At 45.6% G+C, this 19205-nt stretch carries 10 protein-coding genes; 3 read left to right on the top strand and 7 right to left on the bottom strand.

Annotated features, from left to right (window positions below; genetic code table 11):
* Positions 1-85: 85 nt before the first annotated feature.
* Positions 86-466: a hypothetical protein gene (locus tag L9P87_RS01910; RefSeq protein ID WP_237442979.1), complete on the top strand. Its 381-nt coding sequence runs from the start codon at positions 86-88 to the stop codon at positions 464-466.
* Here the strand turns inward: L9P87_RS01910 and L9P87_RS01915 are convergent.
* Genes L9P87_RS01915 through L9P87_RS01935 form a run of 5 tightly spaced genes read right to left on the bottom strand, consistent with a single transcriptional unit; the run spans position 459 to position 5511 of the window.
* A complete protein-coding gene (locus tag L9P87_RS01915) occupies positions 459-1142 on the bottom strand; it encodes a 3'-5' exonuclease (RefSeq protein WP_237442980.1) in 684 nt (227 codons plus the stop codon). The genes L9P87_RS01910 and L9P87_RS01915 overlap by 8 nt on opposite strands.
* Entirely contained in the window at positions 1142-2992 is a 1851-nt protein-coding gene (locus tag L9P87_RS01920; protein WP_237442981.1) for a putative nucleotidyltransferase substrate binding domain-containing protein, read from the bottom strand. Before L9P87_RS01920 ends, L9P87_RS01915 begins: the two co-directional genes overlap by 1 nt.
* Before the next feature lie 16 nt (positions 2993-3008).
* A complete protein-coding gene (locus L9P87_RS01925; RefSeq protein ID WP_237442982.1) occupies positions 3009-3461 on the bottom strand; it encodes a hypothetical protein in 453 nt (150 codons plus the stop codon).
* A 41-nt stretch (positions 3462-3502) separates the two neighbouring features.
* Positions 3503-5236 (bottom strand): sodium:solute symporter family protein, encoded by a 1734-nt coding sequence (locus tag L9P87_RS01930; protein WP_237442983.1) that lies wholly within the window; start codon positions 5234-5236, stop codon positions 3503-3505.
* Positions 5237-5241: 5 nt separating this feature from the next.
* Complete coding sequence (locus L9P87_RS01935; RefSeq protein ID WP_237442984.1) at positions 5242-5511, bottom strand: DUF4212 domain-containing protein; 270 nt, start codon at positions 5509-5511, stop codon at positions 5242-5244.
* A gap of 152 nt (positions 5512-5663) precedes the next feature.
* Here L9P87_RS01935 and acs point away from each other — a divergent pair, with 152 nt between their 5' ends.
* Positions 5664-7622 carry an acetate--CoA ligase gene (gene acs, locus L9P87_RS01940; protein ID WP_237442985.1) on the top strand — a complete coding sequence of 653 codons (1959 nt, stop codon included), beginning with the start codon at positions 5664-5666 and terminating at the stop codon, positions 7620-7622.
* Between the two features lie 47 nt (positions 7623-7669).
* On the opposite strand, the gene L9P87_RS01945 is transcribed toward acs, so the two are convergent.
* Positions 7670-16249: a filamentous hemagglutinin N-terminal domain-containing protein gene (locus L9P87_RS01945; protein WP_237442986.1), complete on the bottom strand. Its 8580-nt coding sequence runs from the start codon at positions 16247-16249 to the stop codon at positions 7670-7672.
* A gap of 53 nt (positions 16250-16302) precedes the next feature.
* Complete coding sequence (locus tag L9P87_RS01950) at positions 16303-18255, bottom strand: ShlB/FhaC/HecB family hemolysin secretion/activation protein (protein WP_237442987.1); 1953 nt, start codon at positions 18253-18255, stop codon at positions 16303-16305.
* 318 nt (positions 18256-18573) lie between these two features.
* Between L9P87_RS01950 and L9P87_RS01955 the strand changes: the two genes are divergently transcribed.
* Entirely contained in the window at positions 18574-19203 is a 630-nt protein-coding gene (locus L9P87_RS01955; RefSeq protein WP_237442988.1) for a response regulator transcription factor, read from the top strand.
* The last annotated feature ends 2 nt before the right edge of the window (positions 19204-19205 follow it).

A 19205-nucleotide genomic window follows, 5' to 3' on the forward strand; every position in this document is an offset into this window, starting at 1 on the left:
TCTAAGTCTATACCCCCAGACAAAGATTGATTTACATCATTAGTTATCGCAATTTCAGTCACTTAAAAATACAGAGCAGCCGAATATGTCAGAACATTCCAACCTAATCAGTCTAGGCGATATTCAGCAGCTTGTGGGTAATGAGCAAACTTTTGTCCTTAATATTATCGCCGCCTGGTGCTCAGATTGTACAGAGCGGCAAGCACCACTTTTCAATGCCTTTACAGAACTGTTAGCTGAACAGGGTATTACGGTGTATCAATTATTAGCTCAACAGCAAAAGAATCAGTTTATTGATGATGAGATTGCCGCCTTTGTCGACTCTGTTGGCGGCCATGGTTTCCCCCGGACAGTCTATTTCAGTCGTGGCCTGTCAACGGCGCTGAATGAAATAGAGCTGATCACCAGCGATCTACTGCATGACTATTCGGATAAGATTGTCTCTGTCCATGAAAAAACTAACTGACTATATAGCGCAGCGGTGTCTGCTGCTTTTTTCCTGAAAACTGCGCCAATAGTAATTCGGCTGTGGCCAGTGCATCGATGCAGGCATTATGCTCAGTATAGCTGGGTAGATGATATCGTTGTCTGCAGCTAGCCAAAGTAAGCTGGTCAAATTTGATTAACTCATGCTGTTTCGATAATCGCAGTTTCTCAATCAGTAAGGTGTCGGCAACAGCGGCTATAAATGGCAGATCAAACAAATGATGAGATATATTATTTAAAAAGCCAAGGTCTAATGCCGCGTGATGGAAAACAATAACCCGCCCGGTCGCAGCAATCATCAAGGCTTGGTAAGCTTGTTCAATGGTTACCCCTGCCACAAGATCAATATCTCGTAGTTGATGAATGGTGGCGCTATTACCCACACCACGCGAGTTATTAATCAGGCAATGAAATGATTTATCGTGTTTGATAGCGCCTTTATCAACCATTACCCAACCGATGCTAATTATCTCTCCACTCACCTCTAACGAGGTCGTTTCAAGGTCTACGATAATAAAATTAGTTTGGCAGAATGACTGACTTAATGATAACGGTATTGCCTGAAGGTAGTTTTGTAAGAATGCTGTCTGTTTAACACGGGGGCGGGATAGGTATTTTCTTTGACGGTACCGAAGCAACCAATGTTTTAAAATCACTACGACAGCCCCCGTAGATAATTCAATCGGGCAGCCTCCTGGGACTGATTGACGATGCTAAATACATCTTTGAGATGCTTTCGATTGAGCTGTGACAACGATTTTGGCTGACAATAATTGTCGATGGCCTGGTTTTGCTGTAGATTTTCTATTTGACTCTCTAGCCGCAACTGTAGAATCAACGTATAAGCATCCATTAAGTTGCGACTGTCTGTAATAGTCATGTGTTTGTGTTGCTGCAACTGTCGTAACCGCTCTAGGGTATTTACAGCATCTTGCCCGTGGGCAAGACTGTGTAGTCTGACTATATCGGTAATAGGCATCATACCCCTGGCCTTTAAATCGAACGCATCAGTATGGTCACCATTGCGCTCGACAACAAAGCGCCGGAACATTCCAATAGGTGGAGACTCTGCCAGTGCACTTCTGGCCAGTGCCGCTTGATATATCGTCGATCTCTCAGTTAAGCCCAGCATCTTTTGTTGTAGTGATTGCGCCAGATCTAAGTCACCAAAAACAGGTTTTAGGTCGAAGAAGATCGCTGTTTTTAACACTGATTCCGGTGTTGGGCTTTTCACCCAGCGTTCAACCTTTAGTATCCACCCCTCTAACGTTAACGCTAATTCAGGGTTTGTTGCCATAATATTTCCCGGGCATAACGGATAGCCACAACGGTCTAGCCAACGGCACACCTGCTCTGCTAAACGAGCAAACCAAGGATAATCTTCGGGCCTGACCTCATTCGATATGATCAAACCATTGTCCTGGTCTGCGCCAAGCAATTGCTCCTGCCTGGCGATGGAGCCGAAATTGAGCCAACAAAATGCAACAGGTGCTGGGCCGATCTCTTCTATGGTAAGCACAATAATCCGCTGAGTAATCTTTTCACTCAATAAACTGAGCAATTGGGCTGCATGCGTCGCCGATAAATCGTTGGCCACCCACTGAACCACTTGTTGGGGGATGGAGGTAGCAACGGCAATGATTTGTTCTATATCTGTCAGGCGATTAATCCGCTGTACCAGGTGTATAGGGTCATTTTGTTTGGCCATTAGCAAATCAGAAGCGGTAATAATACCCAGCAGTTTTCCGTTTTGCTTTACCGGTAAGTGGTGGCAACTTAAACGCGACATTTCGATACTGACATCTAAGATGGTACTGTCAATGTCAACCCAATGTGGCTGCTTTGTCATCACCTCTGCAACCGGCGTCATCACGGTTAAATCATTAGCTACTACGCGACTGCGTATATCTTTGTCCGTCAAAATGCCGACAAGATCATCATGCTCAAGTACTAAAATTGAAGAAACATTTGACGCGGTCATAATAAGGCTGGCTTGGTGAATACTCTGCTCTGGGGATGTATAAACCAGCTCTCGACTCACAATCGTTGCTATGGAACTCAAAAATAACGATTTTTGTTGGCTGTCGAGGGTTAAACGCCGCAATCGCCGTTGTTTCTGATGATGAAAAAAACGATCGAAAACTCGGCTACCACTACGTAATTCCTGATAGCAAGCTTCAGTTAGCTGGAGAACGAGGCTATCTTCAAATATCTTGGCGTGAATACCGGGATGTTGGTCATTGAGACTGTGCAGGTTGAAACTATCACCCTCACCTAAGCGTTCAATTAGTTGATTGTTCTCACCGATGAGGTCGATGGCGCCCTTTTGAACAATGATTAAACCCAGCGAGGCGCTCGCTTGAATAATCGTATTTTTAAGAAAATAACGACTGCAGAGATTTTTTAAAACGCCGGTTATTTCTGACGGGTTTAAACAATTGAAAGGTACAAATTCAGCTAGGAATTCTGTTATGGGATAATGATTAATTGTATCGTGTTCTGCCATCAAAATACCCCCAATGCTATAAGAAACCTATAGTCGACTCACCATAATATATTGAACCCGATGCCGACAATACAATTCTCATGGAAGACTGTTCATCGATATTTTCCGGTTGATAAAACTCAAATGTAACGTCATCAATCCGTTGCATCGGTTGTGGCACAGACTGTGATGAAGATGGTGTAGCAGTGGCAAAATCAGCAGATTGTAACGGGAACTCGGAACGGAGGGTAAAGAGCTGTCCACCCTGCGGCGGTTGTTGTGCCGTGATTGTTATTGAAAAATTGCCATTTTTCATCGTGCAAATACCGCTGGCATATCGACATTTTGATTCAGCAATCAGCTGATATTGCTTGCCCGGCTCTGCTTTTGCCGCTTTTTCACCAACTATTTGGTCTGTTGCAAAGTAAGCTAATACCGCCAAAATCGGAGACACCAGCAGGGCAATAATAATGTGCTTATTCTTAAACATAGAAAATCTCGATAAAGGCCCCCTCCCGGGGGCCGTTACTATTAGTGGTCGTGTGCTTCCTGCACCCCCATCGGGATACGGATATGCTCAACCAAGTCCTGAACTTCCTGTGGCGGTGGTGCTGTGACAGTAGCGACAACATAGGCAACGCTAAAGTTAACAATGGCGCCAATCACACCAAAGGCATTGGGTTCAATACCAAGGAACCAATTTGCTGGCATATCACCCAAGAAGGAGGTGCTAGCCACAAACATAATGCCCTTATGCTGGAACACGTACAACAGCGTCACACCTAAGCCGGCAATCATACCTGCAGTGGCCCCTTGCGAGTTAATACGCTTGCTGAAAATACCCATCATTAATGCGGGGAAGATAGACGAAGCAGCCAAGCCAAAAGCAAGGGCTACTGTACCGGCAGCAAAATCGGGTGGATTAAAGCCCAGGTACCCTGCAAAGCCAATGGCGCCTGCCATAGCAACACGGCTGGCCAACAACTCGTTCTTCTCACTAATATCGGGTACAAAAACACCTTTTAATAAGTCGTGAGAAATAGCGGAAGATATTGCCAACAGTAAACCAGCGGCTGTTGACAGCGCCGCTGCCAAACCACCGGCAGCAACCAAGGCTATTACCCAGTTAGGTAAATTGGCTATTTCAGGATTGGCCAGTACGATAATATCGCGATCAACCTTAACCATTTCATTACTTGCTTTATCAGCAGTGTATTGAATGCGGCCATCACCATTCTTATCTTCAAACTTAAGAAGACCCGTTTTCTCCCAGTTTTTAAACCAATCAGGGCGATCATCATAGGCTAGGTTTTCAGTTGCATTTGGCGGCTGTATTGTCTCGACTAAATTCAATCGAGCCATCGCGGCAACAGCAGGAGCAGTAGTGTATAAAATGGCGATGAACAGTAATGCCCAACCCGCAGAGCTACGCGCATCTTTTACCTTCGGGACGGTAAAGAAACGAATAATTACGTGAGGCAAGCCAGCAGTACCAATCATAAGCGACATGGTATAAGCAAACATATTCACTGAACTCAGTCTGGCCGTGGTGGTGTACTCATTAAACCCCAGGTCCGTGACTACTTGGTCAAGTCGGTCGAGTAAAAAGGTATCCGTGCCACTGATGGTGCTGCCCAAACCTAATTGGGGGAATGGGTTGCCTGTCAGATTGAAAGAAATAAAGACTGCAGGCACGGTATAGGCAAAGATCAGTACACAAAACTGTGCAATCTGAGTGTAGGTGATGCCTTTCATGCCGCCTAAAACCGCGTAGAAGAATACAATTACCATGCCGATAATCAGACCAGTATCGTAGCCGACTTCTAGGAAACGAGAGAATGCGACGCCAATACCTTTCATCTGACCGATGACGTAGGTCACCGAGGCCACAATAAGACAAATCACCGCTACGATGCGGGCTGTTCTCGAATAGAAACGCTCGCCTATGAATTCCGGTACGGTGAATTTCCCATACTTTCTCAAATATGGCGCAAGTAACATGGCCAGCAATACAAAACCACCTGTCCAACCCATTAAGAAAACAGATCCGCCGTAACCGAGAAAGGCAATGAGACCAGCCATGGAGATAAACGAAGCCGCAGACATCCAATCAGCAGCAGTCGCCATACCATTTGCCACCGGGTGTATACCGCCTCCGGCCACATAAAACTCCTTGGTGCTTCCCGCTCTTGCCCAGATGGCAATGCCGATATAAAGCGCGAATGTAGCGCCAACAACCAGGTACGTTAAAGTTTGTAATTCCATTTCGTTTAATCCTCGTCATCCACGCCATATTTGCGATCGAGTTTTGCCATTCTTCGTGCATAGACGAAGATAAGAGCAACAAAACAATAAATTGAACCCTGCTGTGCAAACCAGAATCCCAGCTTATAACCACCGAGCGAGAAATGGTTTAATTGCTCAACAAACATGATGCCAAAGCCAAATGACACAATGAACCAGATCACTAATAACTGAATCATTATTTTGACGTTTTCTTGCCAGTACGCTTTCGCGTCCTCTTCACTTTTAAAAGCCATGGGTTATTTCCTCTTACTTTTATTAGATATCCCCAATTACATTAGCTCTATCAAGCGTTGTTGGGTATTAGACCAAGGTCTAATACCCAAAACACGGATGAACGCTAACAATAGCCTCACAAATTTTTAGCACTGTTTATGAGGAAATAACGATGACAGAACCCAGCAGCTACCCCGTTATGGATGTCTACCGTCAACGTGAAGCGACAGATCTTAGCCATTATCAGCAACAATACGATGAGTCGATTAATAACTCTGATGCGTTCTGGCGGCAAAAAGCGCAACGTATTGAGTGGACCAAGCCTTTTACTGAAGTCGAAAATAGCAGTTTTGACCGTGATAATTTGCACATCCGATGGTTTGAGGATGGTGAGCTTAATATCACCAGCAACTGCATCGATCGCCATTTAGATAAACACGGTGACAACACCGCTTTTATATTTGAGCCAAATAACCCAGATGACAGCAATCGTGTCATTAGCTACAAAGAGCTGTATCGCCATGTCTGCCAAATGGCCAATGCACTGAAGAGTAGAGGCGTTAAAAAAGGGGATGTTGTCACTTTATATATGCCGATGATTCCAGAGGCCATCTTCGCTATGCTTGCCTGCGCAAGAATTGGTGCTCCTCACTCCGTCGTATTTGGCGGCTTTTCACCTGAGGCACTGGCAGATCGTATCGATAACGGTCAATCAAAAGTGGTTATTACCGCCGATGAAGGTCGCCGCGGCAGCAAGACTATTCCCCTTAAGGATAATGTTGATGTTGCCATCCAACACTGCCATAGCACCCGGGTTGATACGGTTATTGTTGTGGCCAATACTGGGGCAGAAATCACTTGGGTCGACGGACGTGACGTTGACTACACAGAAATCACTGACGAGCAGGCCGTCGACTGTGAGCCCGTTAGCGTCAATGCCGAAGACCCGTTGTTCATCTTATATACCTCAGGTTCTACTGGTAAACCTAAAGGGGTTGTTCATACCACCGGTGGTTACAGTGTATATAACAGTCTGGCCTTCGAGGAAATATTCGATTATCACCGTGGCGAAACCTATTGGTGTACAGCGGATATTGGATGGATTACTGGCCACAGCTATGTGGTCTATGGCCCACTGCTCAATGGCGCCACGTCAGTTATTTATGAGGGCATGCCAAATTGGCCAACCGCTAACCGTGCTGCCACAATCGTCGATAAATACAATGTCGATATTCTCTATACAGCCCCTACTGCCATCCGAGCAATGATGGCCGATGGTGACAAATCAATTGAGAATTGTTCATTATCGAGCCTACGCCTACTGGGTACTGTCGGTGAACCAATCAACCCGGAAGCCTGGCGCTGGCTACACTCTGAGGTAGGAAAAAACAATTGTCCTATTGTCGATACCTGGTGGCAGACTGAAACCGGGGGGATTATGCTTACACCCCTACCCGGTGCTACCGCACTGAAACCTGGCTCTGCGACACTGCCATTCTTCGGCATTCAACCGGAGGTTCTCGATGCCGATGGTACGGTTTTAAACGGTCCCTGCAGTGGTGGCTTATGTATCGCCAAAAGCTGGCCGGCGCAGGCAAGAACAATTTTCGGTGATCATCAGCGTTTTATCGATACCTATTTCTCCAGTTATGACGGTTATTACTTCACCAGCGATGGTTGTAACAGAGATGAGGATGGCTATTACTGGATTACAGGTCGCGTTGATGATGTGCTCAATGTGGCTGGTCATCGAATGGGTACAGCTGAAATTGAAAGCGCGCTGGTTGCACACCATGCCGTTACTGAGGCAGCCGTTGTCGGCAAGCCCCACGCCATAAAAGGTGAGGCAATTTATGTTTATGTTTCGCTCAATAGTGATACTGAAGCAAGCCCAGCCTTAGAAAAAGAGCTTAAAAACTGGGTAAGACAGGAGATTGGGGCGATTGCATCACCCGATACGATTCAGTTTGCCAACGGCTTACCGAAGACACGTTCTGGCAAGATCATGCGTAGAATATTGCGCAAGATCGCCAGTGACGAATGCGATCAACTTGGGGATACATCAACATTGGCCGACCCAACCGTCGTCGACCAATTGATCGAACAACGACAGATGATCAAGGTCGCATAACGGGGCCTGGCAATACCGATGGTTTGTGCCATCGGTATTGCCAAAGACTAATGCCAATTGACGTAGCTGATACCGTCATCAAAGCACGTTTCTAGCTCATTGGCATCCTTCTCATCACAAAGATATGCCTCTAAATAATCGTCCTCTTCATCCTCGTCTCTCAAATGCATCGGTGGTAATACTGAGTCCTCGGCGATGGTAAATGGTTTCACATCGGTAAAGATTGCCGGGTCTAGTTGAACAAACTCATCGACGATATTATTGACCGCACTCTTAATGCCGGATGAAGACAAAATATCATTGATATTAGCAATCTTAATACCACGTGATGCCTCGCTTAATGCAGAGGATAAACCCAACATGACAGGGTTTACATACGTCACAGCGACAAAGGTTACATCATTATCTACATCGATTTGTATCGTCTGCCCAGTCACAGAGCCAATTTCCAGGAAGGCGGTAATTTCTGCATTTGCAGCAATAATATGTGCGTAGTCAGCAGCACTGTCGTCGGCATAAACAGACCCCGTGCTGCTGGTTAGCTTCACATCTCCCTCTGATGAACTGCCCGTGGATAACAAGCCAACGACCACATCGTGCTCCTCTACAATAGTAATGTCGCCGCCTCTGGTGAGGGCATTTAAGTAATCTATAGCCGTCGACAAATTGATAGTGTCAGCAATAAGGTTCAAACGCTCAACATTGGTATAACCGGAGGCTGCACCTTCAGTATCAACGTACAGCTCATTGGCGGTGAAATTATAAGTCATGTCACCGGTATCAATTTGTTGTCCACTGAATATGGCGTCACCGGTCGTGTAAAGGCTGGCCACTATGCTCTGATCATACAAGGTTGTGAAACCTGAGAATTCAATGTCGCCAATAGAGTCGCCACTGTTTGTTAATCGCCAAATCATAGAATCCGCTAACAGTGTTAATGAGCTCTGACTACCTTGCAGTTGATCAGCCTTATTAAATAACAGGCCAGCTGCGGTTATTGAGGCGTCAGAGTTAATAGTAAAATCAGCATCAACATTGCTGCCGTCAATATGCGTGCTCGTTGCACTGTCATTGACCTCCTCAACATTGGCGTATTGACTGACCTCATCACTGAGCGAACCGTCGGCTGAAATTGTCCAAGTACGACTGTCTGACACTGTGTTTTGATTGATAACATCATAGCCACCTGCACCATCAATAGCATCAATACTGCCAACAAACTCTATGCCGGCAGTTTTGAGTTGGTATTGGTTGGCAGCGATGTCGAAAACTTCATCAATCGACCGGCCAACCACCGACATGCCCTCTGCGATAACGGATTGAACATCGGTAAATGCTATGCCAGAAGTAGTGACTGCATTTTCATCGTTGATGTAATAGCTGGTATTTAAACCTGCTACTGTATTCGCACCACTGACTTTATTGATATTACTAAACCGCACATTGGAGGCCGACACACTGTTTCCTGATAGTAGCTGCCAAGTATTATCGTTGAGTGTGTTAACAATACCGTCCATGCTGTTGTCACCAACATAAGACGTCAGTCCATCAAACTGGGTATCAGCCACCGATAATTTTTGCGTGCCGACCAGGGTGGCCAGTAAGCTATTCCCAGTATCGTTAAGCACCCCGCCTTTGGTTAATATGTTTGCGGCATTAAAGACCGTAATAAATCCATCGCTAAAGTGCTTATTATTTATAATTGACCAATCATTATTTTGAGTGTCGGTGACTGATTCGGTGGTATTCAACACACTGACTTGGCTAAAAGTGCGTCCACCTGCTGCTTGCAGTTCATAATCTGCGACTATCGACCAATTTAAGCCTGCATTATCAACCACACTATCGCTATTATTGTTGCCTATATAGCCACCTGCGCCAATAAAATCGATGCCTGCTACTTCATGTTGCGTGCTAAATACATTAATTGTCTGTGCAGCGTTGGTATTATTGCTCACCACACCTGTGGTGGATACCGCAGAAAGGCCAGAAAACTCGATAAAGCCATCACTGGTATTTTTAGAGGCTATTAAGGACCAATTATTATTTTGGCTGTCAAACACTGAGCCTGCACCGGTAACCTTGTTGATATTGCTAAAACTGCGCCCCGTATCATCTAGCAGGTGGTAATTTGATGTGATCGACCAATCAACAGATCGCTCGGACACTATCTGATCGGATAATAGTCCTGCTATATATTCACTGATATTGCTGAATACAATATCTCTTAACACCAACGTGTTATCGGCAGATATTGTTAGCGACACAGCCTGATTTGTATCATTGATCAACGCCCCAGTGCTGCTGATTGATGAAATACCCTCAAAATAATAGTCACCATTATTTGCCTGTTCGAAATCAGTCACTGACCAGTCGCTATTGGTTTCATCGACAACGGATGCTTGGCTATTTATTTGGCTGGCACTTAAGAAATCAATACCACTACTATTGATTAAGTTTGCACTTTTTATAGTCCAATTATTAGCAGCGACATCCAATAAAGCTCCCGTTGACTCGAGGACATTAATATTGCTGTAGTTTCTGCCGCTGTCTGAAATCTGATTGAACCCGTTGATAGACCAGGCCCTGCCGTCAGCATCGACGACAGTATCAATCGTCGTTAGGCCGCCACTATAACTGCTGGGATTACTAAAGCTAATTCCAGCCAAGGTGAGGCTGTTGCCGTCTACATCAATCTGCTGATTAGTATTCGACGCATTAACAACATCGCCCAATGTGTCGACGTTACCGGTACCAATAAAGGTGATAAAGCCATTATCGAGTCTATTGGAAGATAATACATTCCAACTCGAGTCCATGGCAGGCAAGTCTACTACCTTACCTAACGATGCAATCGATGAAATCGAATTAAATAAAATCCCTGCTGAGCTTGCAGAGGTATCACTCTCTAACAACCAATCCCCATCGAGAGAATCGGTAACCCCACCTGTTGTCGTTACTTGATCAATTCCGGTGAAACTGCGAGTGCTAGTATCAGCGCCATTAGACTGCGTAACAGTCCAATCATCATTGCTCAGGTCAATCACGTTATCTGAACCTGAGCCAATATAACTACCGCCACCGATATAACTGATGCCTCCCATCTTCAGGGCCTCATCATTTGCTGCAATAGTCACGCTATTGTCAATCGTTACACTTGTGATGGAGCCATCTGTAATAATGCTGTCACTACTACTGAATGTAATGCCTGCTGCGGATGCTGTTGTTGTGCCAAGGTGTTGCCACTGATTGACAGAACCTTCCGACAACTCGCCACTGGTTGTCAGCGCATCAATACTACTGAAAACTCGGCCATCACTGTTATTCAAGCTGTTTGATTGGTCAGCCGTTATCTGCCAGTCTCGGCTCGCTATGCTATCGTCGATATCATCAAAACTCCCCGCCTTATTTAACCCGCTATAGCTACTCATCCCCTTGAACGTCATGCCAAGTTCAACAAGCTCTAATTCATCACTATTAGCATTGAGTTTGACGGTTATATTATCGCTGCTAACGTTGACGATGGCGTCATCGGTTTCAACACGAGTAATATTATAAAACTCTATACCACTGGAGGCTGCGTTGTTGGCCCCTTTGAGTAACCATGCAGTATCAGCCACATCATTATCAAAAATTGTTGTGGTGGTATCCAGGCTATCCACATCAGTAAATATCATTCCATTTGAGCTTAATGTGTTGTTGCCATCAACAGACCAGCCCAATGATGATAAAAATTCATCGGTAATATTGTCCAAACCAACCGCACTGCCCTCATAAGCAGTGGCGCCATTGAAGACAAAGCCAGAGACCTGTATCGCCCCGCTATCAGTCAAAACCACATCTATTGCACTACTACCGTCGGTGGTGTTTTTTATCGTACCATCGGTATTTATCACGCCGCCATTTTCAATCAAAAATGCATCCACACCGCTGATCGTGCTGCTGATTTGATCGGCACCGGTTAACAACCAAACATGATCCGAAATCGCATCACTGATAACGTCTTTAACAATCGATGAACCTATATAATGACTACTGCCATCAAATAAAATGCCAAGTAGTGAAATACTTAAATTTGCACCACTGGCCAACGTTACATCTGCAGCCTCTGTCATCAGTGAGCTATTTGTGACAGAACCTGATGTAGTCACCAGGCTGGTACCAACAAATCTTACACCCAGAGCCTCAACCTCATTGGTAGCCAAAACGCTCCAATTAGTTGTAGATGACTCTGTAATATTTCCGCTGCCAGTCACCTTGCTGATATTGCTAAATTGGCGGGCTGAGTTTTTAGTGGCCGTATGGCTGCCATCAATGTTCCAATGACTATTATCTGAATCCGTCACGGTATCGAAATTGGTCGCATCTCCGATGTAGTTACCGCTGCCGGTAAAATCGATGCCTGCCACTGTGATGACGCTGTTACTCGCGGTTACTGCCTGGCTTATACCGCTGACATTGGTGATCACGCCATTGGTGGTAATGTCATTGCTTCCATTGAAGGTAATGCCTAACGCCGAGGCGATGTTAGCTGCATTGAACGACCAGTTGTTGGTCGCCGTCTCGGTAATAGCGCCGGTGGTAGAAACCTGGGCGATATTATTAAACTGACGGGCCGATGCCTTGGTGGCCGTATTGGCGGCATCGATATTCCAGCCACTGTTGTCGCTATCGGTAATACTGTCGGTGTTACTGTTATGGCCGGTGTAGTCACCAGTACCAATAAATTGGATACCGGCGGCGGTCAAGGCCGTGTTCGAAGCGACAATCACCTCACCCGCCCCCTTGTCATTGGTCACAGTACCGTCGGTGGTAATCACACTGGTGCCATCAACGGTGATGCCGGCATCTGAGCTGGCCAGGTTTTCACCTATGAAACGCCAGTTATTGGTTGATGACTCGTCGATATTACCGGTGGTCGTGACCTGATCAATATTGCTGAACTGACGAGCCCCGTTCTTGGTCGCCACATTGGTGCCCGTAATCGTCCAAGCACTGTTGTCTGCATCAACTACAGCATCCTTGTTAGTGCTGTCACCGATGTAGTTACCGCTGCCGGTAAAATCGATGCCTGCCACTGTGATGACGCTGTTACTCGCGGTTACTGCCTGGCTTATACCGCTGGCATTGGTGATCACGCCATTGGTGGTAATGTCATTGCTTCCATCAAAGCTAATGCCTAACGCCGAGGCAATGTTAGCCGCACTGAACGACCAGTTATTGGTCGCCGTTTCAGTAATGACACCGGTGGTTGAGACCTGAGCGATATTATTAAACTGACGGCCCGATGCCTTGGTGGCCGTATTGGTGGCATCGAGGTTCCAGGCGCTGTTGTCGCTGTCGGTAATACTGTCGGTGTTACTGTTATGACCGGTGTAGTCGCCATTGCCGACAAATTGAATGCCAGCGGCGGTCAAGGCTGTGGACGAAGCGACAATCACCTCACCCGCCCCCTTGTCATTGGTCACCGTACCGTCGGTTGTAATCACACTGGTGCCATCAACGGTAATGCCGGCATCAGAACTGGCCAGGTTTTGACCTATGAAACGCCAGTGAGTGGTCGATGACTCGTCGATATTACCGGTGGTCGTTACCTGATCAATATTGCTGAACTGACGAGCCCCGTTCTTGGTCGCCACATTGGTGCCCGTAATCGTCCAAGCACTGTTGTCTGCATCAACCACAGCATCCTTGTTAGTGCTGTCACCGATGTAGTTGCCGGTACCGATAAAGTCGATATCAGCAACAGTGACTTGAGTATTTGATGCCACCACCGATTGACCGCTGCCCGTGTCATTGGTGATTAAGCCGTTGGAGGTCACTTGATCAATATTGCTGAATTGGCGGGCTGAATTTTTCGTTGCCGTATGACTGCTATTAACATCCCAGTTGTTATTATCTGAATCCGTCACGGTATCGGAGTTGGTCGCATCTCCGATGTAGTTACCGCTGCCGGTAAAATCGATGCCTGCCACTGTGATGACGCTGTTACTCGCGGTTACTGCCTGGCTTATACCGCTGGCATTGGTGATCACGCCATTGGTGGTAATGTCATTGCTTCCATTGAAGGTAATGCCTAACGCCGAGGCGATGTTAGCTGCACTGAACGACCAGTTGTTGGTCGCCGTCTCAGTAATGGCGCCGGTGGTTGAGACCTGAGCGATATTATTAAACTGACGGCCCGATGCCTTGGTGGCCGTATTGGTTGCCTCGAGATTCCAGGCACGGTTGTCGCTGTCGCTAATGCTGTCGGTGTTACTGTTATGACCGGTGTAGTCGCCATTGCCGACAAATTGAATGCCGGCGGCGGTCAAGGCTGTGGACGATGCCACAATCACCTCACCGGCCCCTTTGTCATTGGTCACCGCGCCACTAGTGGTTACCTTATTAATGTTAGAGAAACTACGAGCCAGATTCTTTGTCGCTGTATTAGCATCGGTGAATGTCCAATTGCTATTGTCACTATCATTTACATGATCAAAGTTTGTTGCGTCGCCGATGTAAGAACCATTACCCAAGATTTTAACGCTTGCTAACTCAAGGCTTGCATCGGTTGCGGTAACAGCTTGGCTATTGGCTGTCTTGTTGCTGACGGTGCCCGTCGTCGTCAATTGCTCAATTGATTGTGTGGTAAATGAAGTATCGCCAATTTCAGTTGTACCAGCACCGGTGATATTTACATTAGCCGCTAGGTTGTCAGCAATGACATCGGCCCCGGTATTACCAACCACAGACACTGTCGTGGCCGTAATTGCTCCAAGTGTATTATCGGAGTTGTTACCAGTACGGCCAACATTTAACGTCACTGCATCAGCGGAAATGGATCCAGCATTGTTAATATTAATTGAGCTTGTTGTTATATCACCCTGTGTGGTTAATATCGACTGACTGTTGGCAATTGTAATGTCATTGCCAGCCTCTAAATCAATGTGGTATTTCCCACCACCAATAGCCGATGTTGCGGTGATATTATTGTTGACCACAATGTCATTATCTGCCTGCAGACTGAAGGTCGCTGAGGCTGCAGCATCACTGGCGAAATCAGTGGCGCCATCTGTGACGATTACTATTGCAGCGTCAACTACAATATCCCCTGAGCCACCACCCGTTGAGTCTGTAGAAACCGTAACGCTGGTTCCATCGGCCATGGTTGAGGTAATTAAAGCAACATCAATAGTGCTGCTATCGGGATTTGTTTGATCTTGATAGACGAAGGGGTCGGTTGCAACATTAACAGGAACCGTTATATCACCGGCACCATTTTGTATGGTAATAGACGTTGGGTCTAGTAACCAATCACCGGCGTTACCATGATAAGATTTAGCTGAAATTATAGCCCCGTCATCAATGGCGAGGCTTTGTTTTGATGACGTTTCAATCAATCCACCGTCGCCACTTTGAGTGCCACCTTGTGCCCTTAAGGTTCCAGCAATAACTGTCTTGTGATCGGACCAAACAATTAACCGACCGCCAGAACCCGTTTCTTTAGCACTCGCATCAACGATTGCACCCTCGTGGATGACAACTGTTTCAGCATTCTTTATCGTTGGATTGTCGCCTTTATAGTCACCTCCGATCAGAATCTCGCCACCGCCCTGCCCTTTGGCAGAAATCAATGCGCTAGAGCCCAGAGCAATTTGATCGCCTAGTATGTTAATCGTCCCTGCTTGCCCAATATCTGAATCGGCTACCAGCGCACCAGTCACATGCACTTTTTTCGATTCTAAATAGATGCTGCCCGCATTATCGGGAGATGATACATTAAGCGTGCCCTGCTGTTTGACTAGACCATTATCGGATCGCAACCGGATAATGCCATTGGAACGGTCAATACCGGTAGCTGATATCATGTCCGTATTATTAACGGCGCTGTCGAAGAGCTTGGCCGTTACCTTGGCCTGTAGCAAGATATCTTGGCCGTTAATATGGCCATTATTAATAACAGCGCTATCAACACCGAGATCATTTTCAAGTATTTCCTTTGTTAATACGATACCTATCATATTGTCCTGATCAAAGGTAATCGTTGCAGCAGAGGCTGAGTTTAAGGAGACGATCTTGCCGTTAATCACCCCATTGTTTATTGCCTGATGGCCAATCAGGTGCACACCAGAAGCCGCATTGATTATGCCATTATTAATGACAACGCCCTCACCATCTGCTTGCAACATTAACTGATCAATGGTGTCTTTATTCACCTGCAATGTTGAGGCAACAATAGCATCGACGTTGATCCTAGACGTTTCTGTGAAGACTAAACCTCTGGGGTTGATAAGTACCACACGACCATTCGCCTCAACCAGGCCGCGGATCGTTGACGGGCTTTGATCGAGTATATTATTGACTGATACAGCACTACTGTTTGGCTGCTTAAACTTTACGGCCTCGTTAGTGTTCACATTAAAACTCTGCCAGTTAATATTAGAGTACTGGCTACTTTGATTAACTGTTGTGGTATTGTTTTTGACGCTTATAGTCGAATTTCCTGAGGTGACCACCCCGCCCTTGGGGCCTGAGATAGCCGAACTGCTGTAGCTCGCTGTTATGGCAATCTGAGTCGTGATTGCAATCGCTATCGGTAGGCGATTAAAGTTATTTCTTTTATTATTACCGTTGCGTTTTTTCATGCCAACACCTCATTATTACTAGCATTTAGCTAATAACATCATCCATGGTTTGATTATTTAAAATAAAATGTAAAGTCTGCAAATGTTCTATATTCCTGCTGATCGTCTCCAATACCCTCGATTGAAGAATCGATAAAACCAGGTTTTGATACGCTGATTTGAGAGTTAAAATAATCTTTGTATTGAAATTTAAACATCAGGCCATATCCGCCCATTTTCGCCCAACTATCGCTGAACGAATCGGTATAGCTATTTTGATTACCATAGGCAGCCTCCATAAACAGCCCAAGTTCAAACACATCACTCAAGCGGGTGTCATCGTAGATAGTGAAGTTGGTAAAGTCTGGCACATCAAAAAATAATTCAGTTGCAAGATATGCTGAACTATCAGCCGAAAATTCACTGACCGTAAAAGCCCTGACTGCACCTCCACCACCGAGAGAAGCCTGTTCATAGGCTGGTAACGCACTTTCGCTATACTGAGAGTTAGAACGAATGACCAGACGCGAGCTCTTATCCGATAAAGGGATTGGTAGGAAAAAAAGTGAATTTGTGTTCAATACAAACTTATAGAAATCACTGTCCCTGCCGTCTGCAACTTCCGATTGAATGCTGCCATAGGAAAACCCTACACTGGCCATATTCAACATAGGGAATGAACTTCCCATCAGATCGCCATCGATAATTAATTCACCACCAACCGCATGGTCCCCTTGCGCACCTTTGGCCGAGGTAACAAGAGAGTCCAGCTGAGTTTCCTTATCCGTCGCATTAGCAGTAACTGTGAGGTTTTTACTACGCGAGCGTATAAACTTATGGCTGACGCCGAAAACATAACTGCTGTTGACACCCTCAATTTCGTATAAATCACTCTCTTCTGATTCAACAGTAAATTCGTTGTAATCTGCCGACAAGTTTAAGCGTGTTCTCGTTCCCCAGATTGGATAGCTATAACTTAATTGACCCAAATCAGAGTTCAATGGATCGACAGATTTAAGATAACCTATCGATAATGAGTCGCCTTGACCGGTTAAATTCATAATATCGGCAATGGCAAACAGTCGTTGATTACCGGTGAATTTTGATCCGTGGTTATCACCTCTAATCGCCAGTTGCCATCGTTGCTCTTCCCTCACGTTAATATTGAGTCGTGTTTCACTTGGCTGGCTACCTGCACTAAAAGCACCATATAAACTAAGGCCGGGGTAATCATTTAACAGGTAAAATGACTCTTCTATATCCTTGTTATTTACCAAGCCGCCAACCTGATTGGCAAAGGGTCGGGATAGCCTCTCTGCGCTATAGCGCTTATTCCCTGATACCGCTACCTCTCCTAAGATGCCCTCTATAACCGTCAGTTTGACAACACCTTTCTCAACATCTTGTGCGGGTATGTAAGCTTTAGCCAAAAACAAACCATTGCTGCGATAAAATTGAGTCACTTGATCGGCAACATCCTCTATATCGTAATAGGACAATCCCCTAGCCTGCTGCTGTCGTTGCATCACTGCCACCAACTGTTGCAAATCTTCAGAGGTCAATGCCTGTACGCTTTTACCCTGCTGGACAGATTGCAAAACTTCAGCTATTTCCTCAAGCTCTTGCTGACTATAACCACTGGCAAATATCTGATCTTCCTTCATCAGTTCACGCCGCTTTGCCTCGACAAGTTCCTTCACAGCAAGGGCAGTTATTCCTGATTCTGGGAACTCAGGCAACCTGACAAACTCAAATTTCTCTACTCTGATACGTGGAAGGTCATCTCGATAGGCAGCGTTGGGAATCTCAATATCATTATCGGGTGAGGTTTGATTTGTTTTTCGCTCATTATAATTATTCTCAATACCTTTACTGTCTATATCTGGCGCAGAATTATCGATAATTCCCCGTAAGGCATTACCAGCATTATTGGTTTGAGCCTCGGTATCCACAGGCACTAGTGTTACAAAAAAAAGTAACCCTATGACACCGTAAAACCAAAACTTTTGCATATATTGAGAAAACACCTAGCATCCCTCCGTGGATAATTTTTTTCATTATCAAAGCCTACGCCTGACAATACTGCCCCCAAGATATGGGGGATTTATATCTATCGCGCTATTTCCCGGTACACTTATTCAATATATGCCGAGCCGCATAATTTATAGCACTAACATTTTAAGTGATTTTTATAAAAAACGCTATATATCAATAGCTTATGACGGTCGTCATAAATCAGGCTTGATTGTATGGTCAGCCTATTGTCACCGCTGCACGATACAAATATAATCAATTATCACTTCAAAAAATGAGATCACTGCGTGACTGAATCAGCCATATCTATTGTGATAGCCGACGACCATCCCTTGTTCAGGCAGGCACTCTCAAGCACTCTCGCTAACCATTACCCGGCATCTTGTATCTACGAAGCGCAAGATATTGCCTCACTTCAGCAACAACTCAGCCTGCTGAGCCAAGTAGACGTCGTACTGCTAGATCTCAATATGCCAGGGTGTATTGGTTTTGCCGGCCTGATTCACATCAATGCCAACTACCCACAGGTACCGGTTATCATGATTTCAGCCGATGATAGCCAAGCTATGATGGCAAAGGCTTTAACGAATGGTGCCGCTGGCTTTATTTCAAAAACATCGTCTGCTGAGACGATTTACAATGCCATTGATACCATAATGCTCGGTGACATTTGGGATCCTGATAAATTATTACAAAAGAACCTTGAGCCTAACGAAATCGATGAACAGAATGCACGCTTGATTGCCAGCTTAACCCCAATGCAATTTAAAGTGGCCAGTTTACTGATTAACGGGTTGTTAAATAAACAGATAGCGGCTGAGTTATCAGTTACAGAAGCCACGGTAAAAGCGCATATAACATCCATTTTCCGTAAACTTGATGTCAGTAGTAGAACACAGGCGGTCCTGGTACTTGATAAACTGGGTATTTGCGGCCAATAGCC

It is taken from the genome of Sinobacterium norvegicum (assembly GCF_923077115.1).
GTDB classification, from domain to species: domain Bacteria; phylum Pseudomonadota; class Gammaproteobacteria; order Pseudomonadales; family Sinobacteriaceae; genus Sinobacterium; species Sinobacterium norvegicum.